This is a genomic window from Pseudomonas sp. SCB32, from assembly GCF_009189165.1.
GTDB lineage: Bacteria > Pseudomonadota > Gammaproteobacteria > Pseudomonadales > Pseudomonadaceae > Pseudomonas.
This window is the reverse complement of sequence record NZ_CP045118.1, coordinates 4,797,265-4,820,329: the sequence shown is the minus strand read 5'-3', so window position 1 is coordinate 4,820,329 and position 23,065 is coordinate 4,797,265. Positions and strand designations below refer to the sequence as shown.

Below are 23,065 nucleotides of genomic sequence, written 5' to 3'. Positions count from 1 at the left end.
TCATTTCCACCCGGCGCGCCATTTCGCGCGCTGTTCGGGTTCCTGGAAGGTCCAGGCGACGAAGCGGCTCTGCTTCTGGCCCTGGGCCATGTCCACGCTGCGCACGGTGACGGCACCGGTCTTCTTCAGGGCGCGGCGGAACTCGTCGAGATTGCCGGCCTTGGACACCAGCGAACTGAACCACAGCACCTGCTTGCCCACTTCCGCGCTCTCCGCTGCCAGCTTGCGCAGGAAGGCGATTTCCCCACCTTCGCACCACAGTTCGTTGCTTTGCCCGCCGAAGTTCAGGGCGGGCAGCTTGCGCGACGGGTCGAGCTTGCCGAGGTTCTTCCACTTACGCCGGCTGCCGCTGCTGGCTTCCTCGGGGGATGCGTGGAAGGGTGGGTTGCACAGTGTTGCGTCGAAGCGTTCATTAGCATCCAGCAGGCCATGGAAGATGTGCTTCGGCTCGTGCTGCTGGCGCAGTTCGATGGCTTCGTTGAGACCCGGATTGCCATTGAGGATGGCGTGGGCGGACTTCAGGGCGGCAGGCTCGATGTCCGAACCGAGGAAACGCCAGCCGTAGTCGCGGTGGCCGATCAGCGGGTAGATGCAGTTGGCGCCGACGCCGATGTCCAGCACACACACATCCGGTCCACGCGGAACCTTGCCGCCGTTTTCCTCGGCGAGCAGGTCGGCCAGGTAATGCACGTAGTCGGCGCGGCCGGGGATCGGCGGGCAGAGGAAGCCGGCGGGAATGTCCCACTGGCCGATGCCGTACTGCGCCTTGAGCAGCGCGCGGTTGAACACGCGCACCGCTTCGGGATTGGCGAAGTCGATGCTCGGCTTGCCGTAGGGATTGGTGATGACGAAGCGGCCCAGCTCCGGGCAGCCCTCGATCAGTGTTGGGAAGTCGTAGTGCCCCTGGTGCCGATTGCGCGGGTGCAGCAGGTTTGGCCGCTTGGCGGTGGGGTCGCGCAGGGGTTCGACAGGTTTCGAGGGGGCGGCGGGGTGTTTCGGCGGTTTCGGCATGGCGTTGGCGGGGCAGGGAAGCGGTGGGCGATTTTCCCACAGATGGGCGCTTCAGCCGAGCAGCACGTTGCTCAGACGGTCGAACAGCAGGCAGCACAGCAGCAGGGGCAGGGGCAGTCCGAGCAGGGTGCCGAGCATGTAGGGCCGGAAGCCTATGCCCGACAGCGCCAGGCTGTAGTTCAGCGTCGGCGCGGTGATGAAGGCGTGGCGCAGGAGAAACACGCTGGTGGCCGGGCGCTGGTCGAGGTGGCTGAATACCGCTCGGGTCAGCCGATTGTTCAACAGGCGGAGGCCGTTGCCACCCACCGCGCGTATCACCAGGAAGGTGAAGCCACAGGAGAACACCGCCGCGCCGTAGGTGATCAGCCCGCCCCACAGCTTGCCCAGCGCCAGCACGGCGGCGGCGAGGAACAGCAGGCCGGGGATGTGCAGCAGGTTGCCCAGGGCGAAGAGCCCGACGAACAGCAGCAGGCCGCGCAGGCGGTTGTCCTGCAGTTCACTGCGCAGGTAGTCGAGGCTGAAGTCCTCGTGCAGGCCGCTGGCGCGGTAGAGCGCGAAGAGCACCAGGGCGAAGGCCAGCAGCAGGATCAGTCGGCGGGAGCGCCAGATCAGGGGTGGGAGGGACGGCATGCGGGTGGGCTCAGGGATACTGCAGGACGTCCTTGATCTGCGCCAGGTGCTGGACGATCCAGTGCGGATCGATGGCGCCCCAATCGCGGATGCGGTAGTGGCCGGCATTGTTGCGCTCGCCGTCGTGCTGCTCGAAGGCGCAGTCGATGTCGAGGTCGGCCAGCGCGGCCAGGGTGTCCTGGGCGGTGCGCCGGGGCATGCCGGTGGCCTCCATCAGCGCCGGGACGCTGGTGGCGGTGCCGCTGTCGATCAGCCAGGCGACGTAGAGGCGGCGGTAGAAACTGCTTTTCGTCTTGCTCACTTCCATCGAGACGTTTCCTTGTTGGCCTTGTTGGACCGCTACAGCGGCAGCAGCCAGGGTACCAGCAGAACGCTGACGATCATCACCAGAATCGTGAAAGGTACGCCAACCTTGACGAAATCTCCGAATCGATAGCGCCCGGGGCCCAGCACCAGGGTGTTAACCGGCGAGGAAATCGGTGTCATGAAGGCCGCCGAGGCAGCCAGCGCGACGATCATCGCGAAGGCCTGGGGCGACGCGCCCAGGGCTTTCGCCGTAGCGATGGCGACCGGCGCCATGAGCACGGCGGTGGCGGTATTGGAGATGAACAGGCCAATCAGCGCGGTGAGCACGAACAGGCTGGCGAGGATGGCGTAGGGCCCGGCCTCGCCAAGAACACCCACCAGGCCGTTGACCACCAGGGTGATGCCGCCAGTCTTCTGCAGGGCCAGGGCGAAGGGCAGCATGCCGACGATCAGCAGCAGGCTCTGCCAGTGGATGGAGCGGTAGGCGCTGTCCATGTCGATGCAACGAAATGCACCCATCAGCAGGCAGCCGATCAGCGCGGCCATGACATTGGGCACCAGCCCGCTGACCATCAGGATCACCATCACCGCCAGGCTGAACAGCGCGTGGGGGGCTTGGCTGGCGGCCGGGGCGGCTTCGTCCACCTCGGCGGGCAAGCTGAGCACCAGGAAGTCGCGGCCACGGGCCTGGAGCTGGCGGATGTCCTTCCACGCGCCGATCACCAGCAGGGTGTCGCCGACCTTCAGCTTGGCCTCCAGCAGACCGTCCACCAGCGCCTCGCGGTTGCGCCGCAGGCCCACCACGTTGAGGCCGAACTGGCTGCGGAACTCCAGCTCCAGCACGCTTTTGCCCAGCAGCGTGGATTCCGGCGGCAGCGTCACTTCGGCCATGCCCACTTCGTGGGCGCGTTCGGTGAAGTAGTCGCCCTGCAGGCTCAACGGTTCCAGGCCGTACTCGTGGTACAGGCCCAGCAGGTCGCCGCGCTCGCCGTAGATGTCCACCAGCAGCACGTCGCCGGCGTGCAGGGTGATATTGGCGGTGGGGCCGAAGATCTTCAGGCGGAAGTGCACCATGCGCTCGATGGCGACCACGTTGGTGCCCGCGCGGGCGCGCAGCTCCACGTCGCCCAGGCTCATGCCCACCAGTTGCGAGTCGGCGCGGATGCGCAGGCGGCGTTCGCGGCCGGCCAGCTGATAGTCGCGGATCAGGTCGCTCAGGGTGCGACGCTTGGCGCGCTGCCCGGCGTCGCCGTCATCGTCGCCCAGCCAGCGGCGGGCCACCAGCATGTAGCCGATGCCCAGGACGAGGATGACCAGGCCGAAGGGGGTGAAACTGAAGAAGCCGAAACCGTTAGCGCCTTCGCGCACCAGTTCGCTGTGCACTACCACGTTGGGCGCAGTGGCGACCAGGGTGAGCATGCCGCTGATCAGCCCGGCGAAGCTCAGCGGCATCATCAGCCGGCGCGGCGAGACGTGCAGGCGCGCAGCGATGCTCAGGACCACGGGAATGAAGATAGCGACCACCCCGGTGGAGCTCATCACCGAGCCCAGCCCGGCCACGGCGAGCATCAGCAGCACCAGCAGGCGCGTTTCGCTGGCGCCGGCGCGGCGGGTCAGCCATTCGCCGATGCGGTAGGCCACGCCGGTGCGCACCAGCCCTTCGCCGATAACGAACAGTGCGGCGATCAGCACCACGTTGGGATCGGCGAAGCCGGCCAGTGACTCCTGCACGCTGATCACCCCGGAGAGGGGCAGGGCGACCATCACCAACAGGGCGACCACGTCCATGCGCGGGCGGTTGATGACGAACAACGCCACGGCGGTGGCAAGCAGGAACAGGACCCAGATCAGTGGCAGACTCATGCGCTTCCCTAGCGGTATGTCGGCAGACATTGTGCCCGCAGGGGCGGGCGCAATGCCTTGATCCGGTGCAGCTTAGCGAAGCCTGGCGCTGGCGTGCAGTCGCACGGGTTCTATGGCAGGCGAGCCACTGGAGTGATCTGCCGTGGGTCGGTGCGCAACTCGAGCAGCGCCGGTTTTCCACTGGCCTGGGCACGCTCGAAAGCGGCGGCGAAGTCCTCGGTGCGTTCGACCCGTTCGCCGTGGGCACCAAAGGCCTTGGCCAGGGCGACGAAGTCGGGGTTGCGCAGCTCGGTCGCACTGATGCGGCCAGGGTATTCGCGTTCCTGGTGCATGCGGATGGTGCCGAGCATGCCGTTGTTGACCACGATGACGATCAGCGCGGCGCCGTACTGCACGGCGGTGGCCAGTTCCTGCGGGTACATCATGAAGCAGCCGTCGCCTGCAAAGCACACCACGCTGCGCTGCGGGTCGCGCAGTTTGGCGGCGATCGCTGCCGGGAAGCCGTAGCCCATTGCGCCGTTGGTGGGCGCCAACTGGCAGCGCGCGACGCGGTAGCGGTAGAAGCGATGCACCCAGACCGCATAGTTGCCGGCGCCATTGCTGATCACCGCGTCATCGGGAAGGACTTCGCTGAGGTGGCCGACCACGGCGGCCAGGTCCACACCGTTCAGTTCTGCCGGACTGGCAGTTGGTGTGGAGTAAGCCAGGTAGTCGGCGCGGGCGGCGGCGGTCCATTCGGCCCAGGGACGTTCGGCCAGGGCCGGCAGAGCGTCGAGGGCCGCGGCAATGGCCGGCATGCTGGCCTGCATGGGCAGGTCGGCCTGATAGACCCTGCCCAGTTCGCTGGCGTCCGGGTGGATGTGGATCAGCGTCTGCGTGGGGCGCGGACTTTGCACCAGGGTGTAGCCGGCGCTGGGCGTCTCGCTCAGGCGCGAGCCGAGCACCAGCAGCAGGTCGGCTTCCTGCACCCGCGCGGTGAGCTTGGGCGAGGCGCCAAAGCCGAGCTGGCCGGCGTACTGGGCGTCGCGGTTGTCGTAGAGGTCCTGGCGGCGGAACGAGGCCACCACCGGCAGATCATTGGCCTTGGCGAAGCGTTGCAAGGCATGGCGCGAGGCGTCATCCCAGCCTGTGCCGCCGACCACCAGCAGCGGTTTGCGGGCACGGGCGAGCAGGTTGCGCAGTTCCTCCATCGACTCCTGTGGCGGGGTGCTCTGCGCGATGCGCGGAGCGGGGATATCGGCTACGGGAGCCGAGCCGAACAGCACTTCCTCCGGCAGGCCCACCACCACCGGACCGGGGCGTCCGGACTGGGCCACGGCGAAGGCCTGGGCGACCACTTCGGGGATGCGGCGGATGTCGTCGATCTCCGTGGCCCATTTGGCCAGGCCGCCGAACATCTGCCGGTAATCCACCTCCTGGAAGGCCTCGCGGCCCATGAAGGCACTTTCCACCTGGCCGACGAAAAGGATCATCGGCGTCGAATCCTGCTTGGCCGTGTGCACGCCGTTGGCCGCGTGGGTGGCCCCCGGCCCTCGGGTGACGAAACAGATGCCCGGGCGCCCGGTGAGCTTGCCGTAGGCATCGGCCATGTTCGAGGCGGCGCCTTCGTGGCGGGTGACGATGGTGCTGATCGAGTGGGCGTCGTGCAGGGCATCGAGCACCGGAAGGTAGCTTTCGCCGGGGATGCAGTAGACGGTATCGACCGCATTGCGCAGCAGGGCTTCGACGAGGATCTGGCCGCCATTGCGGACGGGGAGGTCGGACATGGACTTCGGGCTCCTTGGGCTGATGCCGGGGCCGCTCCGGGCAGAGTGCCGACGAGCCCCTGGAGCGGCCCGGCGTTGCGATCTTCGGTGTAAAGCGCGGCGGGCGCCAAGTGACCATTCTTCGCGAGGTCATTCCGTGGGGGAATGACGAGGGCAGCATCGATCTGCCTGGAGTGGTGACGTAGCTTGTTTGCCAGAGTGAGTCTAAGCGCCGTAGGAGCGGGCCATGCCCGCGATCGCGCGCATGGCGCGCTCCTACAGTTGATCGTTGGGGACGCGGAGGGATTTGTGGCCCCGAAAAGCACAAGGCCCGCATTTGCGGGCCTTGTGGATGACGCCTTACAGACTGGCGATCTTCTCGCGCTGCTGGATCAGGTTGGTCACCGCCTGCTCGGCTTCCGCCAGCTTGGCGCGTTCCTTCTCGATCACGTCGGCCGGGGCCTTGGCGACGAAGCCTTCGTTGGACAGCTTGCCGCCCACGCGTTTGACTTCGCCTTCCAGGCGCTGGATTTCCTTGTCCAGGCGGGCCATCTCGGCGGCCTTGTCGATCAGGCCGGCCATCGGCACCAGCACCTGCAGGTCGCCGACCAGCGCGGTGGCGGACATCGGCGGCTCTTCGCCTTCGTCCAGCACGCGGATGGTCTCGAGCTTGGCCAGCTTCATCAGCAGCGGCTCGTTGTCGGCCAGGCGGCGGTGATCCTCGGGCGATGCGTTGTTCAGCACCAGGTCGATACGCTTGGCCATGGAGATGTTCATCTCGCCACGGATCTGGCGGATGCCCAGCATCAGGGCCTTGACCCACTCGATGTCGCCTTCGGCGGCGGCGTCGATCTTCGCCTCGTCGGCGATCGGCCAGGGTTGCAGCATCAGGGTGTCACCGGTCTTGGCAGCGGACGCCTTGATGCGTTGCCAGATTTCCTCGGTGATGAACGGCATGAACGGATGCGCCAGGCGCAGTGCGGTTTCCAGCACGCGCGCCAGGGTGCGACGGGTGCCGCGCTGGCGTTCGATGGGCGCGTTCTCGTCCCACAGTACCGGCTTGACCAGCTCCAGGTACCAGGCGCAGTACTCGTCCCAGATGAACTCGTAGAGGGCCTGGGTGGCCAGGTCGAAGCGGAAGGCGTCCAGCTGGCGCGCTACTTCGATCTCGGTGCGCTGCAGGGCGGAGATGATCCAGCGGTCCACCGAGGACAGCTCGACCGGCTCGCCATTCACGCCGGTGTCCTTGCCATCGGTGTTCTCGATGACGAAGTTGGCGGCGTTCCACAGCTTGTTGCAGAAGTTGCGGTAACCCTCGACGCGGCCCATGTCGAACTTGATGTCGCGCCCGGTGGATGCCAGCGAGCAGAAGGTGAAGCGCAGGGCGTCGGTTCCGTAGCTGGAGATGCCTTCGGGGAACTCGGCCTTGGTCTGCTTGGCGATCTTCTCGGCGAGCTTGGGCTGCATCATGCCACTGGTGCGTTTCTCCAGCAGCTCGTCCAAGGTGATGCCATCGACGATGTCCAGCGGGTCGAGCACGTTGCCCTTGGACTTGGACATCTTCTGGCCCTGGCCGTCACGCACCAGACCGTGGACGTAGACGGTCTTGAACGGGATCTGCGCGGTGCCATCGCCATTCTTGATCAGGTGCATGGTCAGCATGATCATGCGCGCAACCCAGAAGAAGATGATGTCGAAGCCGGTCACCAGCACGTCGGTGGGGTGGAAGGTCTTCAGGTATTCGGTCTGTTCCGGCCAGCCGAGGGTGGAGAAGGTCCACAGGCCTGAGCTGAACCAGGTGTCCAGCACGTCTTCGTCCTGGCGCAGGCTGGCGTCGCCCAGGTTGTGCTTGGCGCGCACTTCGGCCTCGTTGCGGCCGACGTAGACGTTGCCGGCGTCGTCGTACCAGGCGGGGATGCGGTGGCCCCACCACAGCTGGCGGCTGATGCACCAGTCCTGGATGTCGCGCATCCAGCTGAAGTACATGTTCTCGTACTGCTTGGGCACGAACTGGATGCGGCCATCTTCCACGGCGGCGATGGCGGGTTCGGCCAGCGGCTTGGTGGAGACGTACCACTGGTCGGTCAGCCAGGGCTCGATGATGGTGCCGGAGCGGTCGCCCTTGGGCACTTTCAGCGCGTGGTCATCGATCTTGTCGAGGAAGCCGGCGGCTTCCATGTCAGAGACGATCTGCTTGCGCGCAACGAAGCGGTCCATGCCGGCATAGGCAGCCGGCAGGCTGGCGTCCAGTTCGGCGTTGACGCTGCCATCGAGCTTGAACACCTGGGCGACGGCGAGGACGGCGGCGTCCTTGTCGAAGATGTTGATCAGCGGCAGGTCGTGGCGCTTGCCGACTTCATAGTCGTTGAAGTCGTGGGCCGGGGTGATCTTCACGCAGCCGGTGCCGAACTCGCGGTCGACGTAGTCGTCGGCGATGATCGGGATGCGTCGACCCACCAGCGGCAGGTCGACGAAGGTGCCGATCAGGGCGGCGTAACGCTCGTCTTCCGGGTGCACGGCGACCGCGCTGTCACCGAGCAGGGTTTCCGGGCGGGTGGTGGCGACGATCAGGTGGTCCTTGCCGTCGGCGGTCTTGTGACCGTCGGCGAGCGGGTAACGCAGGTGCCAGAGGTGGCCCTTCTCATCATGGTTCTCCACTTCCAGGTCGGAAATGGCGGTGTGGAACTTGGTGTCCCAGTTGACCAGACGCTTGCCACGGTAGATCAGGCCGTCCTCGTGCAGGCGCACGAAGGCTTCCTTCACCGCGTTGGACAGGCCGTCGTCCATGGTGAAGCGCTCGCGCGACCAGTCCACGGAGGAACCCAGGCGGCGGATCTGGCGAGTGATGGTGCCGCCGGACTGGTCCTTCCACTCCCAGACCTTCTCCAGGAACTTCTCGCGACCCAGGTCATGACGGGCGATGCCTTGGGCGGCCAGCTGGCGCTCCACCACCATCTGGGTGGCGATGCCGGCGTGGTCGGTACCCGGCTGCCACAGGGTGTTGCGGCCCTGCATGCGGCGATAGCGGATCAGCGCGTCCATAATGGCGTTGTTGAAGCCGTGACCCATGTGCAGGCTGCCGGTGACGTTCGGCGGCGGGATCATGATGGTGTACGGCTCGCCGGAACCTTGCGGGGCGAAATAGTTGTTCTGTTCCCACAGGGGATACCAGTGGGATTCGATGGCGTGGGGCTGGTAGGTCTTGTCCATGAGCGCGGCGGGACCCTGATAAGGCTAGACGGAAAACCGCTGAGTATAACGGGAGGCGGGGAGATCAGGCCACCGGGGGCTTGCTGATGGTGATCGCGCCGATGCTCGCCTGTAGGAGCGGGCCCTGCCCGCGATAGCACCCACGGGGCGCTCCTATAGGTTGGCTCCGGCGTTTCCGCGTGCGCAGAGCGGGCAATCAGCTCTTGCGCTGGGCCAGCAGACGCTGCATCCGGGCTTCCAGGCGACGCTTGAGCTCGGCTTCGATCTGCGGCGCGAAGTCATCGATCACGTCCTGCAGGATCAGATGGGCGGCGGCGCGCAGCTCCAGGTCCAGGCGATTGAGGTCGCTGGCTTGTTCCGAGACTTTCGGCTCGGCGGGCTCGGCGGGCTTGGCGGCCGGCAGTTCCGGCGGTTGCTGCGCAGGCGTGACGACGTCGGACAGCAGTGGAATGTTGTCCGGCTCGAAGGATTCGGTGAGCAGCGGCGGCTCGACGCCTGACTCGTCCAGCAGTTCCTGGATCGATTTCAGGTCTTCCAGCAGGTGGTCGGGGTCGTGCGGAGGCTTACGGCTGTCCATGGTCTTGGCTGAAACGTTCTCAAGGGCGTGGCAGGCGGTGGTCCTGCAAAGGATAGCCCTGCTCGCGGTAGCGTCGGAAATTCTCCCGCGCGGCCTGACGAATTGCCGGTTCCTCGATTACCAGTTCGGCGACCCGGTTGAAGCGGTCGACGCAGTTGGGAATGGCCAGGGTCAGGTTGATCAGCAGGTCCCGGTGGCTCTCCGGCGGCTCGCCGAGGGCGAGAACCACCGGTGAGTCGGCGTCTTCTTCCACCGCATTGTGTGGGATGAAGGTTTCGCCACGGAAGTTCCACAGGCGAGCATCCAGCGCTTCACGCTGGTCCTCGTCCGAGCACAGCACGAAGATGCGCATGCCTTGCCGCCAGGCCTTTTCGGCCAGGCGGCAGGCGATGGTCAGGCGTGCGTCGGGATCGGCGCTGGGAATGACGTAGAAGTCTACGCGCGTCATGCGTTCGATCCCATCGGCAGGTTGCACTGTGCCATTACTTGGCGCGATCCAGCAGGTACTGGGTCAGCAGCGGAACCGGGCGGCCAGTGGCACCCTTGTCCTTGCCACCGCTGATCCAGGCGGTGCCGGCGATGTCCAGGTGCGCCCAGTGGAACTTCTTGGCGAAGCGCGACAGGAAGCAGCCAGCGGTGATGGTGCCGGCCTTCGGCCCGCCGATGTTGGCGATGTCGGCGAAGGGGCTGTCGAGCTGCTCCTGGTACTCGTCGAACAGCGGCAGCTGCCAGGCGCGGTCGTCGGCGACTTCACCGGCCTTGAGCAGTTGCTTGATCAGGGCGTCGTTGTTGCCCATCAGGCCCGAGGTGTTGGAGCCCAGGGCGACGATGCAGGCGCCGGTCAGGGTGGCGATGTCCACCACGGACTGCGGCTTGAAGCGTTCGACGTAGGTCAGTGCGTCGCACAGCACCAGGCGGCCTTCGGCGTCGGTGTTGAGGATTTCGACGGTCTGTCCGCTCATGGTGGTGACGATGTCGCCCGGACGGGTGGCGCCGCCGCTGGGCATGTTCTCGGCGCAGGCCATCACGCCCACCAGGTTGATCGGCAGCTGCAGTTCCAGCACGGCGCGGAAGGTGCCGAACACGGAGGCGGCGCCGCACATGTCAAACTTCATCTCGTCCATGCCCAGGCCGGGCTTGAGGCTGATGCCACCGGTGTCGAAGGTGATGCCCTTGCCGACCAGTACGTGGGGCGCCTCGTCCTTCTTGCCGCCGTTGTACTGCAGCACGATCAGACGCGGCGGCTGGTCGCTGCCCTGGGCGACGGCAAGGAAGGAGCCCATGCCCAGCTCGCGGAGTTTCTTCTCGTCGAGGACCTCGACCTTCAGTCCCTTGTGCTCCTTGGCCATGGCCTTGGCCTGCTCACCGAGGAAGGTCGGGTGGCAGAGGTTCGGCGGCAGGTTGCCCAGGTCGCGGGTCAGGGCCATGCCGTTGGCGATGGCCTGGGCTTCCTTGGCGCCTTGTTCGACGGCGGCGGTATCGGCCTTGTCGACCAGCAGGGTGATCTTCTTCAGCTTCGGCGCTTCGGCCTTCTGGCTCTTGAAGCGGTCGAAGACGTAGGTGCCGTCGGCCAGGGTTTCCACCTGCAGGCGGGCCTTGCCGTGGGCGTTGCGGCCTTTCACGGCGAGGTCGCCCAGGGCCAGGACGGCGTCGGCGCCACCCAGGTTCTTCAGGCTGGAGAGGACCGAGGAAACCAGTTTGCGGTAGGCGCGGTCGGAGAGGTCGCGCTCTTTGCCGGCGCCGACCAGCAGCACGCGCTCGGCCTTAATGTTCGGCAAATCTTGCAGGAGTAGCGTCTGCCCGACCTTGCCCGCCAGGTCGCCACGCTTGAGCAGGGTGCCGATGGCACCGCCGGTGACGTCGTCAACGGCCTTGGCGGTGGCGCCGAGCTTGCGGCCTTCGCCCACGGCGATGACCAGGGTGGCGGTTTTCAGGGTTTCCGGGCGTACGCTTTTTACAAGGAATTCCATGGCTTGGTGTCCCCAGGACAAAAGGCTCACGATGGCAAGGTGGTCCGCGAGGCTCAGGCAGACTGTGCAGTGACAGGCCTGGCGAATCGCAGGATAATGCCGGCTATTTTCGCTGGATCGCGCTCGCGCGGGCCGGCAAACGCTTCACGACGGCTAGTTTGAGCGTAGCCGGCTGAGCGTGACAACCCTGGAGTGTCCGGTTTGATTGTCTTCCGTTATCTGTCCCGTGAAGTGCTGATCACCATGAGCGCGGTGAGCGCCGTGTTGCTGGTGATCATCATGAGCGGCCGTTTCATCAAGTACCTGGCGCAGGCCGCCCAAGGCATGCTCGATCCGGGCTCGCTGTTCATGATCATGGGCGTGCGCCTGCCGGGCTTCCTCCAGCTGATCCTGCCGCTGGGGCTGTTCCTGGGCATCCTGCTGGCGTACGGGCGGCTGTACCTGGACAGCGAGATGACGGTGCTGACCGCTACCGGCATGAGCCAGCAGCGCCTGACGGTCTATAGCCTGGCCCCTGCGCTGCTGGTGTCGCTGGTCGTTGCCTGGCTGAGCCTGTGGGCGGCGCCGCAGGGTATTACTCAGATGCAATTGCTGCTGAACAAGCAGGATGCGATGACCGAGTTCGATACCCTGGCGCCGGGGCGGTTCCAGTCGATGCGCGAAGGCTCGCGCGTGACCTACACCGAGACCCTGGCCAATGAGCGTACGCAACTGGGCGGCGTATTCATTGCCGACAAGAATCCGCCGCGTAATGGTAAGGACGGCGGGGCTTCGGTGCTGGTGGCGAACACTGGCGAACAGCAGATCCATGCCGATGGCAGTCGCTACCTGATCCTCAAGGACGGCTATCGCTACGACGGCACGCCGGGACAGGCCGACTACCGGGTGATCAAGTACGACACCTACGGCGTGCTGCTGCCCAAGCCGGAAGTCAGCAGCGAGATCGATGACCGTGACGCCATTCCCACCTCCGAGCTGATCAGCAGTACTGACGTGCGGATGAAGTCCGAGCTGCAATGGCGCCTCTCGATTCCGCTGCTGGTCTTCGTGGTCACCGTGCTGGCGGTTCCGCTCTCGAGGGTCAATCCGCGTCAGGGGCGTTTCCTCAAGCTGCTGCCGGCGGTTCTGCTTTATATGGCGTACCTTGCGCTGCTGATCGCCGGCCGCGGCATGCTCGACAAGGGCAAGATCCCCCTGGCGTTGGGACTGTGGTGGATCCATGCCCTGTTCCTGAGCATCGGATTGCTGTTGCTGTATTGGGAGCCGCTGCGGCTCAAGCTCGCCGCCGCACAGGCGAAATCTGCGCGGGGGCTGAACCATGCGTAAGCTGGATCGTTACATCGGCATCACCGTTTTCATCTCCATCCTCGCCGTGCTCGGGGTGATCCTCGGCCTGGCCGAACTGTTCGCGTTCGTCGATCAACTGGGCCAGATCAACGACACCTACACGCTCGTTGATGCCCTCAAGTTCGTGCTTCTCACCGCGCCCAGCCGCGCCTACGACATGCTGCCGATGGCTGCGCTGATCGGCTGCCTTGTGGGTCTCGGCACCCTGGCCAGCAACAGCGAGCTGACCATCATGCGCGCCGCTGGCGTATCGCTGCAGCGCATCGTCTGGGCAGTCATGAAACCGATGCTGGTGCTGATGTGCGCCGGCATCCTGCTGGGCGAATACGTGGTGCCTTACACCGAGACCATGGCCCAGAACGACCGTGCCCTGGCGCAGAGCGGTGGCGGGGTGACGAACTCGACGTCCGGCCTGTGGCACCGCCAGGGACGCGAGTTCATCCAGATCAACGTGGTGCGTTCGGATGGGGTCCTGCTGGGCGTGACCCGCTACGACTTCGACGAAGCACGTCGTCTGCAGACTTCCAGCTTCGCCAAGCGTGCGCGCTTCCGTGACAACCAGTGGGTGCTGGAGAACGTCACCACCACGGTGCTGCATATGGATGAGAAGCGCAGCGAAGTGCGTGAGGCGCAGTACGAACCATGGAATATCCAGCTCACTCCGCAACTGCTGAATACGGTTGTGATGGAGCCTGAAGCCCTGTCCATCAGCGGGTTGTGGAGCTACATCCATTACCTGGAGGACCAGGGGTTGAGCGCCAATCGCTATTGGCTGGCGTTCTGGACCAAGATCCTGCAGCCGGCGGTCACGGCTGCGCTGGTGCTGATGGCGATTTCCTTCATCTTCGGCCCGCTGCGCAGCGTGACGCTGGGGCAGCGCGTGTTCACCGGCGTGCTCGTGGGCTTCTCCTTCCGCATTGCCCAGGATCTGCTCGGCCCTTCCAGCCAGGTCTTCAACTTCCCGCCGTTGCTGGCGGTGCTGGTGCCGGCGGCAATCTGCGCCTTCCTGGGAGCGTTGCTGCTTCGACGGGCGGGGTGACCGCGCCCCTGCTCGAAGCAACGAAAAGCCCGCCAATTGGCGGGCTTTTTTTTGTTCGGGCTCAGGTAAGGGCTCAGCTCCGTCCTTGGGTCGTCTTGCGTACTTCCTTGGGAATCTGGATCACCACGCTCTCCGAGTAACGGTCCTGCCAGGTTCGCTTGTCCTTGTCCCAGAGCATCCACAGGAAGCCCAGGCCCAGGCAGGCCCAGGAACCAATGGAAATCACGAAGCGCAGCAACGCCTGTAGCAGGCTGATCCGCGAGCCGTTGGCGTTCTGTACGCGGATGCCCCAGACCTGCATGCCGAGGGTTTGGCCGTTATGAGTCCAGAACTTGGCGAAGAAGGCGAACAGGCTGATGAACAACAGGCTGGACAGCAGCGGGTCGCCGATCAAGCCGCCCTGGTCGGCCAGTTGCTTGAGCTTCTCGCTGCCATAGATGAGCCGCAGGAAGCCCTGCTGATAGATCAGGGTCACGACCATCATCAGTGCCACACAGAGCAGGAAGTCATAGAACATGGCGGCAAAGCGGCGGATGAGCGTGGCGGGCGGGAAGTTTCCCGCGGGCTGGAGCTGCGGTCTGGACATGGCGCCTTCTGGAGCGAATCGTGGGTCGGCAGGGCGGTGCCCTGGATGAGTCGGGCGGGATTATACGTTTTCCGGCCAGATTCGGCCTTTATCGAGCGACCTCTGTTCTAAGCTGCACCCATGACGCTTCCCAGGAAGCGAGGCGAAAGGTCGCACAGCAAGGAACGAGGATGCCGTTACGCAACTATGCCCGACGCCGGCGGGTGCCACGCTTGGTGTTTGCCCTGTCGATGGCGGTGCTCCCCCTGACGCTGGGCGGCATCATCATCTATTGGCAGGCCTTGCGAAGCATGTCCGTCGAGGCGCATACGGCCTCCAGCGAGGCGCTGCGCCTGTTCGATCTCATGCTGGGCAATGCCGAGGGGGCGGCCCGGGTGGCGCTTTCGCAGGCGGGTAAGCCCTGCAATGACTCGACCTTGGTGCTGAGGGAACAGGTCGCTGTGGTTCCGTTCGTGCGCTCGGTCAATCTCACGCGGGGTGACGATATCTACTGCACCTCGTTATTTGGTGATTTCAAGGAGCCGTTGGAGGGCGCTTCCTACGTGGAAGGACGCTTGCGCCTGATGGCGGGCAATCCGGTGACGCCCAAGGTTGCCGTGCTGATCCTGCGCGAAGTCAAAGGGGAGTACGGCGCACTGGCCACTGTCGATGGGCGCTATCTGAGCACCACTCTGCAACTGGTCAATCAACGCAGTGACCTGCAGTTGCAGGTCGGCGCGACGTGGATGGATGAAGAGGGGAATGTGCATGAAGGGGAGCCCGCCCCTTTGCCGATCGGCCATATTCGCCTGGTCTCCGAACGCTTCCCGTATGCGGTGATAGGAGGCTATCCCGAGGGTTCGCAGTGGCGTCACATTCGTCAGGAGGCACTGCCGCTCGCCATCTTGCTGCTGATGCTGGGGGCCATCTCGGGATTGGCCTGCTACTGGCTATGGGGGCGTTCCGCGACGCCGAGCCTGGAGTTGGAGCGGGCACTGATGGCCGGAGAGTTCATCCCCTACTTGCAGCCATTGGTGGATGCGCGTGATGGGCGCTGGGTCGGCGCGGAGGTGTTGATGCGTTGGCAGCACCCGCGAGAGGGTATGGTCGGGCCGGACCTGTTCATCCCAATGGCCGAGCGTTCGGGCCTGATCGTGCCGATGACGCGCGACCTGATGCGTCAGGTGGGGGATGGACTGGCTCCCTATGCCGAGTTGTTGGGGGCGGATTTTCATCTGGGCATCAACATCAGTGCCGTGCACTGCAGCGAAGCGGGCTTGTTCGATGATTGCCTGAAGCTGCAGGCGAAGTTCCTGCCGCACCAGCTGAACCTGGTGCTGGAGCTGACCGAGCGGGAGCTGATCGCCGCCAGCGAATTGACTGACCAGTTGTTCGAGCGCCTGGATGCCCAGGGAATCCGGCTCGCTCTCGATGATTTCGGTACCGGCAACTCGAGCTTGGCCTATCTGCATCGTTTCAAGGTGGATGCACTGAAGATCGACAAGAGCTTCGTTGCGATGATCGGTGTCGATGCGCTTTCAGTGCGTATCCTCGACAGCATCGTCGAGCTGTGCGGCAAGCTGGACCTGATGATCATCGCCGAAGGTGTGGAAACCGAGGAGCAGTGGCGCTACCTGAACGAGCGAAAGGTGGATGTGCTGCAGGGGTACTTGTTTGGCAGGCCGATGCCGCTGGATGCTTTCGCGCAGGCTTTGCGTGAAGGACGCGAAAGCGCCGGCTGATTTCCTGTCGGGAGGGGCTTTCAGAGCATGTCCAACCCATGGCTTGGGCTGTTGTCCGCCGTGGTCGTTGGAGGAATGTTTCGGTCAAATGGCCCGTCTGCGTCCTGCTTCCAAACCCGGTGCGATGGAGAAGGGATACTGATAAGTGGTTCACACTTTTGAATTGATGCTGGCAATTCCTTAACTTTTTTTTGACATCCGTTATTTGGTTTTAAGGGAGAGTTTCAGCCCCTGGCTGCCATAGATCGCGTATTTCAGGGAAAAGATTAAAAAAACGATGGCTATGAGCGCTCGCTATAGCACTTGTCGCAATCGGAGGGGTTCGCTCTAATGACGCGTCCTTGCTGGCTTTGAGCCGTTTTGGGTCGGTCTTTCGAGGGATTTGGTCCCGTGAATTATTCGTTGATTGATTTCCTATACAACGCTGAGCGACGACTGGTCTCAAATTGCCGGTCAATGGAATGGCAGTTCGCCATTTCGCGAATAGAGTTGTCTTGGAAGGCTAAAGAACAAGAGTCCGAATAATGCCTATTCGTTCCCGTGGATTCACCCTGATCGAATTGATGGTTGTTGTCGCGATCGTCGCCATTCTGGCGGCTATCGCCTATCCCAGCTATCAGCAGTACATCATCCGTGGCAAGCGCTCGGCCGCGCAGGCGCAGATGATGGACATCGCCAATCGCGAGCAGCAATACCTGTTGGCCAATCGCATCTATGCGGATTCGGCGGCGATGGCGAGCAGCGGCTACACACTGACCAGTGATGTGTCGAGCAACTACAGCTACAGCATCACCGTCAATAACGCAGCAACGCCGCCGACCTACACCATCACGTTTACCCCTAGCGGCAGGCAAGCCAGTGACGGTGCCTTGACCCTCGACAGCATCGGCAACAAGACTCCGACGGCAAAGTGGTGAGCGCTATGGTTCTCTCTCGACAGCGTGGTTTGACCCTTATCGAGTTGCTGGTCAGCATCCTGATCATCTCTCTGGGCCTGCTCGGGTTGGCCAAGCTGCAGACGCGCATGCAGTTATCGGACATGGAGTCCTATCAGCGTGCCCAGGCGCTGTTGCTGCTCAACGATATGTCCAGTCGGATGACTGCCAATCCGAACAACTCCGCCAACTACGTCACCGGTAGCGCCAGCCCCGTGGGTGCTGGAATGACCTGTTCGACCAGTACCGCCACGCGCCAACAGGCTGACCTGGCCGACTGGTGCAACAATCTGCAGGGTGCCGCCGAAGTCGGCGGTGGAAACGTCAAGGCGGGCGCCATGCTGGGAGGGCGCGGTTGCGTCGAGTCCCTGGGGAGCGGGCAGTACCTGATCACCGTGGCCTGGCAGGGCATGAGCCCGATTTCGGCGCCACCCACCAGCGTGGCCTGCGGCAGCGGCCAGTACAATGGTGGTGGTACATCGGACTGCAAAGATGATCTCTGTCGCCGTGTGGTGACCACCATCGTGCGGGTAGCCACGCTATGAGGCGCCTTGTCCAGCAGCGAGGGTTCACCCTGGTAGAGATGATGGTCGCCGTGACCATCGGTCTGCTGATCATGGTTGGCGTCCTGTCGCTCTACCTGAATTTGCGTCGAACCAATGACGACATGGCCAACACCAACGCGCTGATCGAAAATGGTCGGTTCGCGGTGCAGCTGATGCAGGAAGACCTGTCCCATGCCGGATTCTGGAATGGCTATATCCCACAGTTCGACGATCTGACCTGGTCCGACGTTCCGACTGACGTTCCTGCGGCGCTGCCGCCGGTATGTGGAGACTTCTCGACCTGGACGGCAGCGGACAAGACGGCCGTGCTTGGCGTCGCCGTACAGGCCTTTTCGGCGGTTCCTGCGGGATGCTCCGGGATAGTGACCAACCTGGCCACCAATTCCGATGTGCTGGTGGTCCGGCATGTCGCTACCTGTTCTCCGGGTGTTGGTAACTGCGAGGCTTCTACGGCGGGTAAGGTGTATTTCCAGGTTTCATCCTGCAGCACCGAGCCGGCCTCCTCCTATGTGTTCGGCACGGGCGGATTCGTCCTGCATCAGCGCGACTGCCTCGCCCTGGCTGAGAGTCGAAAGTACGTTACCGACATCTATTACGTGCGCACTTATGCGGTAACGCCGGGAGATGGCATTCCCACACTGATGCGCTCGCAGTTCGACTCTTCTGGCGGCGCTACGCCCGTCACCGGCCAGCAGGCGGCGGTGCCACTCATCGAGGGCATCGAGGCGTTCCGCGTCGAGCTGGGGATCGACAACATCAGTAAGACCGGCGGCGCCGTGCGATACGACCAGGCGATTATCTGGACCGACCCCACCAACCAGACTTCACCGACCAATCGTGGTGATGGGACGGCGGACGGCAGCTTCATCCATTGCGGTGCAGGCTCCTGTGCGCTGGCGGACCTCATGAATGTCGTGGAAGCCAAGCTCTATGTCCTGGTGCGCAGCCGTTCGGTGGCGCCGGGCTACACCTCGGACAAGACGTATGCCCTTGGGGGCGCCACCCTCGGGCCGTTCACCGATAGCTACAAGCGGCACCTGTTCACTTCCAGCGCAGCGTTGGTGAACGTGTCCCGCAGGAGGCAGACGCCATGAGCACAAACGGTAAGGCGGGGGAGCAGCGGGGGGCGACCCTGGTGGTCACCCTGGTGATGCTGTTGATGCTGATGCTGATGGTGGGGAGTGCCTACACCTTGAGCGGAACCAACCTGAAAGCGGTGGGCAACATGCAGTTCCGCAATGAGGCCATTGCCGCTGCAAACGTCGGCATCCAGCAAGTGATCGGTTCGTCCTTCGCCACCACTCCGACAGGGACGCAGCCGATCAATGTCGACATCAACAACGACGGTGTCACGGACTATACGGTCATCGTGGCGCCACCGGTGTGCAGCGGTGCGCGGCAGACTGGCAATTCATCGCTCTGTGGCATGGGGACCAAGAACATGTGCACTCAGAGCTGGAATACCACCTGGACCCTGAATGCCTCGGTGACGGACAACGTGAGCGGTGCGGCAGTCAAGGTGCGTTCGGGGGTGCGTGTGCAACTCACCGATTCGCAGAAACTCGCAGCGTGCGGAGCATGAATATGAAGACTCAGGACAATGTCTCGGCACTCGGGCGAGTATCCGCATTGTGCATGCTGCTCCTCGCCGGTGCGATGGCTCGCGCCGACGATATCGATTTGTTCGTTGGCACGCCGCCCAACGCCGCGGATGCCCCCAACGTATTGATCGTCCTCGACAACACGGCTAACTGGAATACGCCGTTCACTAACGAGAAGGCTGCACTGGTATCGGTGATCAACGGGCTGCAGGCGAACAAGTTCCGGGTCGGTCTGATGATGTTCACCGAGTCCGGAGGCGGCAACAAGGGCGATGACGGTGGCTATGTCCGCGCCGCTATTCGTCTGTTCGATGCTCCCAACAAGACCAAGTACCAGGCCCTGGTGAACAGCCTGGACGTGGGCGCGGACAAGTCCAACGGTGGCAAGATCAGCAAGACCATGGAGGAGGCCTGGCTTTACTACTCGGCGGGCGTGCCCAACTCCGGTAACCAGAAGGTCAAGACTGACTACACCGGGAACAACTCGGGCACTGCATCTTCCAATGCCATCTACGCCCTCAGCGGCAACGCACTGTCGTCAGTGAACGGCAGCCCCTACAACAATCCCATCGTTACCGGTTGCGCCAACAACTTCATCATCTACATCAGCAACGGCGCAGCGCAGGACAACACCAACGACCTCAAGCAGGCCACCAGTGCGCTGAGCGCGGCGGGCGGCAATACCACTGCTATCCCGATTTCCCCCAGTGGCTCCCAGGACAACATGGCCGACGAATGGGCGCGCTTCATGAAGAAGAGCACCCTGGGGATCACCACCTATACGGTGGATATCGACAAGGTCACCACGGGCCAGGGGCCGGGCTGGACGGCGTTGCTCAAGAGCATGGCCAACGTCAGCGGTGGCAAATATTTTGACGTGACGGCTTCCGGTACCCAGATCTCCGACGCATTGAATGCCATCTTCTCCGAGATTCAGGCAACCAACAGTGTATTCGCGTCCGTCACATTGCCGGTCAGCGTTAATACCCAGAGCACCTACCTGAACCAGGTATTCGTCGGCATGTTCCGCCCTGATGCTGACTCCTTCCCGCGCTGGGCAGGTAACCTCAAGCAGTACAAACTGGGGATGGTCAACGGCAAATTGCAAACGGTGGATGCCGATGGCAACAGTGCGATCAACAGTGCTACCGGTTTCATTACCGAGTGCGCCAGGAGCTTCTGGACGCCTACCACCACGGACAGTTACTGGACCTTCAAGCCGCAAGGCAATTGCCTGACGGTACTGAACTCGGACGTTTCCAACTATCCGGATGGCAATATCGTGGAAAAAGGGGCGCAGGCCTACATGCTGCGTCAGGCCTCTACCCGCACGATGAAGACCTGCCCGCTGACTGGGTGCACCACGCTCACCGATTTCAATACCAGCAACGCAGCCATAACTCAGGCATTGCTGGGGGCGGCGGATGCCACTGAGCGCAGCAATATCATCAGCTGGGCATTGGGTGCTGACAATCAGGACGAAAATACCAACGGCAACCTCACCGAAATGCGTCCCTCGGTGCACGGTGATATCGTGCATTCGCGTCCGGCAGCCATCAACTATGGAAACCAGACGAATCCCAAGGTGGTGGTCTACTACGGTGGGAACGATGGCCTGCTCCACGCCATCAACGGCAACCGTACTGGCAACATCGGCTCGGTGACTCCCGGTAGCGAACTCTGGTCGTTCATGCCGCCTGAGTTCTACCCAAGCATCAAGCGGCTGCGCGATAACGCTGTGACCATCAGCTTCCCCGGCCATACCACCGGTACGCCCACGCCCCAGCCCAAGTCCTACGGTATGGATGGTTCGGTCAGCACGGTGCAGCAGAACGGCAGTACCTGGATATACGCCGCCATGCGCCGTGGTGGGCGGTCGATCTATGCATTTGACGTTTCGTCCTCCACAGCCAGCCCGACTTTGAAGTGGAAGCTCGGCTGCCCCAATATGACCAACGACACGGGCTGCAGCTCCGGTTTCAGTGGTATCGGACAGACCTGGGCCACGCCAAAAGCCTTCACGGCGGCCGGCTACAACAGTGGCACGAGCACGATACTGGCGATGGGCGGGGGCTACGATGCCTGTGAGGACAATGATCCCAATACCTGCATCTCCAGTAACAAGGGCAACAAGATCTATCTGATGGACGCCGATACCGGCGCGCTGCTCAATACCTTCACCACTGACCGTGGAGTTGTTGGTGACGTGACCATGGTGACCGATAACAATGGTCAAGCGATGTATGGCTATGCCGCGGATCTGGGAGGCAATGTCTATCGTCTTTCCGGCGTCAATGCCGCCAGCGCCTTCGGTAACACTGCGCCGGCCAACTGGACCATGACCAAGATTGCCTCGCTGGGATGCGACACTGCGTCCAGCTGCACGGCGAATCGCAAGTTCATGTATGGCCCTGAAGTGGCGGTCTCCAATGGCCAGTATGTGATCGCGCTCGGTTCGGGGGATCGGGAGAAACCGCTCCTCAGCTATACCTCTGCCGCCGCAGTGTCCAACCGGTTCTACAGCCTGCGTGACAATCCCGCCGACTCGACCTGGCTGACTTCCGAGAATGCCACCTGCGGCGCCAATGTGATCTGTAACGCATCGTTGCTGGCCATCACCACCAGCGCAACGCCGTCGGCCGCCGATCTGGCGACCAAGCCGAAGGGCTGGTACCTGGCGCTACAGCCAACAGAACAGGTCGTGACCTCGGCGCTGGTGTTGTTCGATACCATTATTTTCAGTACCCACCAGCCTGCGGTGGCGAGCGCGACCAGTTGCGTCAGCCTCGGGACGGCGCGCAACTACGATATCAACTACAAGAATGCCGCTGGCTCCACCGGAGACCGTTTCTCGGTGATTTCCGGCGGGGGGCTTGCGCCGTCGCCGGTGGCAGGCATCGTGATACTGGATGATGGCACGCAGAAGCCGTTCATCATCGGTGGTGGCGACTGCGCGACCGATTCTTCGCTGCAGGGCTGTGAAGCCAAGCCGCCGGCAGCCAGCATCCGGCCGAAGTCCTGGGTGTTCTGGAACATCGAGCAATAAGGAGTGGGGATGGCAATGGTCTTTCGCCGAGCCTCCAAGGGCTTCACTCTGCTCGAGCTGATGGTCACCATTGCGGTGGCGGCGGTTCTGCTTTCCCTCGCCGTACCGTCGTTCACCGACGCGACGCTGTCCGGCAAGCTCACCGCCAGCGCCAATGACTTGGTTGCTGGCGTGGCGCTGGGGCGCAGCGAGGCAATCAAGCGCAATGCGGTGACGTCGATGTGCGTGTCCAGTAATGGCAGCACCTGTCTCGCCAGTGGCGGTTGGGAGCAGGGTTGGATCATTCTCAGTGGTGGCTCGGTGATCCAGAAACATGCCGCGGCGCCGGGTGGCTTCAAGGTCACCTCCACCGCCGCGAAGATAGACTTCCAGCCGTCCGGTGTCGGTAATACCCAGGCGACTATCACTGTCTGCCGGGCTACGCCCACCGTGGGTTCGCAGGAACGGGTAGTGCAAGTCGATGCCACGGGACGCGCTTACGTCAGCAAGACCACCAATGGCAGTTGCTCGTAACGCGCGCCGGGGCGAGTGCGATATACCGCAGGCTAATCGCGGAGGCGACTCTCGGCGCGTCCGTGGCCAACGCGGTCAGAGTCAGTGTCTTCCCCATTCCGCATGATCGAGGTGCGCTTCCCTGCGCGAAAGGGCAGGGGCGCCCGCAATATCTGCAGGCTTGAATCCCTATAAATCGCAGGCAACAAAAAACCGGCTCTAAGGCCGGCTTTTAGTGGTGTCCTGGCATGTTGTTCAACGTGTCAGGTGGTGCCCCGGGAGAGACTCGAACTCTCACTCTGTCGCCAGAAACGGATTTTGAATCCGCCGCGTCTACCGATTCCGCCACCGAGGCAATGGCGGCGAAGTATAGGGAGGCGCTCTGCATCGGTCAATCCGCTCGATTGGTCAGAATTTGGC

General features: G+C 63.3%; 19 protein-coding genes and 1 tRNA gene. 9 read left to right on the top strand and 11 right to left on the bottom strand.

Annotated elements, in window-relative coordinates:
- The 9 genes from rlmF to GA645_RS21925 all read right to left on the bottom strand — a co-directional run bounded on the left by rlmF (window position 1) and on the right by GA645_RS21925 (window position 11,312).
- On the bottom strand, window positions 1-1,011 hold the full coding sequence (gene rlmF, locus GA645_RS21965) for a 23S rRNA (adenine(1618)-N(6))-methyltransferase RlmF (RefSeq protein WP_152225407.1): 1,011 nt from the start codon (window positions 1,009-1,011) through the stop codon (window positions 1-3).
- A gap of 51 nt (window positions 1,012-1,062) precedes the next feature.
- Complete coding sequence (locus GA645_RS21960) at window positions 1,063-1,641, bottom strand: VTT domain-containing protein (protein WP_152225405.1); 579 nt, start codon at window positions 1,639-1,641, stop codon at window positions 1,063-1,065.
- Window positions 1,642-1,651: 10 nt separating this feature from the next.
- Window positions 1,652-1,948 (bottom strand): helix-turn-helix domain-containing protein, encoded by a 297-nt coding sequence (locus GA645_RS21955; protein WP_152225403.1) that lies wholly within the window; start codon window positions 1,946-1,948, stop codon window positions 1,652-1,654.
- Window positions 1,949-1,980: 32 nt separating this feature from the next.
- Window positions 1,981-3,810, bottom strand: coding sequence for an SLC13 family permease (locus GA645_RS21950; RefSeq protein ID WP_152225402.1), 1,830 nt, complete (start codon window positions 3,808-3,810; stop codon window positions 1,981-1,983).
- A 110-nt stretch (window positions 3,811-3,920) separates the two neighbouring features.
- Window positions 3,921-5,576, bottom strand: coding sequence for a thiamine pyrophosphate-binding protein (locus tag GA645_RS21945; RefSeq protein ID WP_152225400.1), 1,656 nt, complete (start codon window positions 5,574-5,576; stop codon window positions 3,921-3,923).
- A 339-nt stretch (window positions 5,577-5,915) separates the two neighbouring features.
- Window positions 5,916-8,765 carry a valine--tRNA ligase gene (locus GA645_RS21940; RefSeq protein WP_152225398.1) on the bottom strand — a complete coding sequence of 950 codons (2,850 nt, stop codon included), beginning with the start codon at window positions 8,763-8,765 and terminating at the stop codon, window positions 5,916-5,918.
- Between the two features lie 196 nt (window positions 8,766-8,961).
- Window positions 8,962-9,342 (bottom strand): DNA polymerase III subunit chi, encoded by a 381-nt coding sequence (locus tag GA645_RS21935; protein WP_152225396.1) that lies wholly within the window; start codon window positions 9,340-9,342, stop codon window positions 8,962-8,964.
- A gap of 19 nt (window positions 9,343-9,361) precedes the next feature.
- Window positions 9,362-9,790 (bottom strand): DNA polymerase III subunit chi, encoded by a 429-nt coding sequence (locus tag GA645_RS21930; RefSeq protein ID WP_152225394.1) that lies wholly within the window; start codon window positions 9,788-9,790, stop codon window positions 9,362-9,364.
- Between the two features lie 34 nt (window positions 9,791-9,824).
- The gene (locus tag GA645_RS21925) at window positions 9,825-11,312 is read right to left on the bottom strand and encodes a leucyl aminopeptidase (protein ID WP_152225392.1); all 1,488 of its coding nucleotides are present in this window, start codon (window positions 11,310-11,312) and stop codon (window positions 9,825-9,827) included.
- A gap of 201 nt (window positions 11,313-11,513) precedes the next feature.
- Here GA645_RS21925 and lptF point away from each other — a divergent pair, with 201 nt between their 5' ends.
- Complete coding sequence (gene lptF, locus GA645_RS21920; RefSeq protein ID WP_152225391.1) at window positions 11,514-12,638, top strand: LPS export ABC transporter permease LptF; 1,125 nt, start codon at window positions 11,514-11,516, stop codon at window positions 12,636-12,638.
- Window positions 12,631-13,698 (top strand): LPS export ABC transporter permease LptG, encoded by a 1,068-nt coding sequence (lptG, locus tag GA645_RS21915; protein ID WP_152225389.1) that lies wholly within the window; start codon window positions 12,631-12,633, stop codon window positions 13,696-13,698. The genes lptF and lptG overlap by 8 nt, the downstream gene beginning before the upstream one ends.
- Window positions 13,699-13,771: 73 nt before the next feature.
- Here lptG and GA645_RS21910 read toward each other — a convergent pair whose 3' ends face one another.
- Entirely contained in the window at window positions 13,772-14,284 is a 513-nt protein-coding gene (locus GA645_RS21910) for an RDD family protein (protein WP_152225387.1), read from the bottom strand.
- A gap of 170 nt (window positions 14,285-14,454) precedes the next feature.
- Between GA645_RS21910 and GA645_RS21905 the strand changes: the two genes are divergently transcribed.
- The 7 genes from GA645_RS21905 to GA645_RS21875 all read left to right on the top strand — a co-directional run bounded on the left by GA645_RS21905 (window position 14,455) and on the right by GA645_RS21875 (window position 22,666).
- Window positions 14,455-16,005, top strand: coding sequence for an EAL domain-containing protein (locus GA645_RS21905; RefSeq protein ID WP_152225385.1), 1,551 nt, complete (start codon window positions 14,455-14,457; stop codon window positions 16,003-16,005).
- Window positions 16,006-16,529: 524 nt separating this feature from the next.
- Window positions 16,530-16,922, top strand: a complete 393-nt coding sequence (locus GA645_RS21900; protein WP_152225383.1) for a type IV pilin protein — start codon at window positions 16,530-16,532, stop codon at window positions 16,920-16,922.
- A gap of 5 nt (window positions 16,923-16,927) precedes the next feature.
- Window positions 16,928-17,485 carry a type IV pilus modification protein PilV gene (pilV, locus tag GA645_RS21895; RefSeq protein WP_178119589.1) on the top strand — a complete coding sequence of 186 codons (558 nt, stop codon included), beginning with the start codon at window positions 16,928-16,930 and terminating at the stop codon, window positions 17,483-17,485.
- Window positions 17,482-18,600 (top strand): PilW family protein, encoded by a 1,119-nt coding sequence (locus GA645_RS21890; RefSeq protein WP_152225382.1) that lies wholly within the window; start codon window positions 17,482-17,484, stop codon window positions 18,598-18,600. The genes pilV and GA645_RS21890 overlap by 4 nt, the downstream gene beginning before the upstream one ends.
- Entirely contained in the window at window positions 18,597-19,088 is a 492-nt protein-coding gene (locus GA645_RS21885; RefSeq protein WP_152225380.1) for a hypothetical protein, read from the top strand. The genes GA645_RS21890 and GA645_RS21885 overlap by 4 nt, the downstream gene beginning before the upstream one ends.
- Before the next feature lie 2 nt (window positions 19,089-19,090).
- Window positions 19,091-22,153 carry a pilus assembly protein gene (locus GA645_RS21880; protein WP_152225378.1) on the top strand — a complete coding sequence of 1,021 codons (3,063 nt, stop codon included), beginning with the start codon at window positions 19,091-19,093 and terminating at the stop codon, window positions 22,151-22,153.
- Between the two features lie 9 nt (window positions 22,154-22,162).
- Window positions 22,163-22,666 (top strand): GspH/FimT family pseudopilin, encoded by a 504-nt coding sequence (locus GA645_RS21875; RefSeq protein ID WP_152225376.1) that lies wholly within the window; start codon window positions 22,163-22,165, stop codon window positions 22,664-22,666.
- Between the two features lie 247 nt (window positions 22,667-22,913).
- Here the strand turns inward: GA645_RS21875 and GA645_RS21870 are convergent.
- Window positions 22,914-23,000, bottom strand: a tRNA-Leu gene (locus tag GA645_RS21870).
- Window positions 23,001-23,065 lie beyond the last annotated feature (65 nt).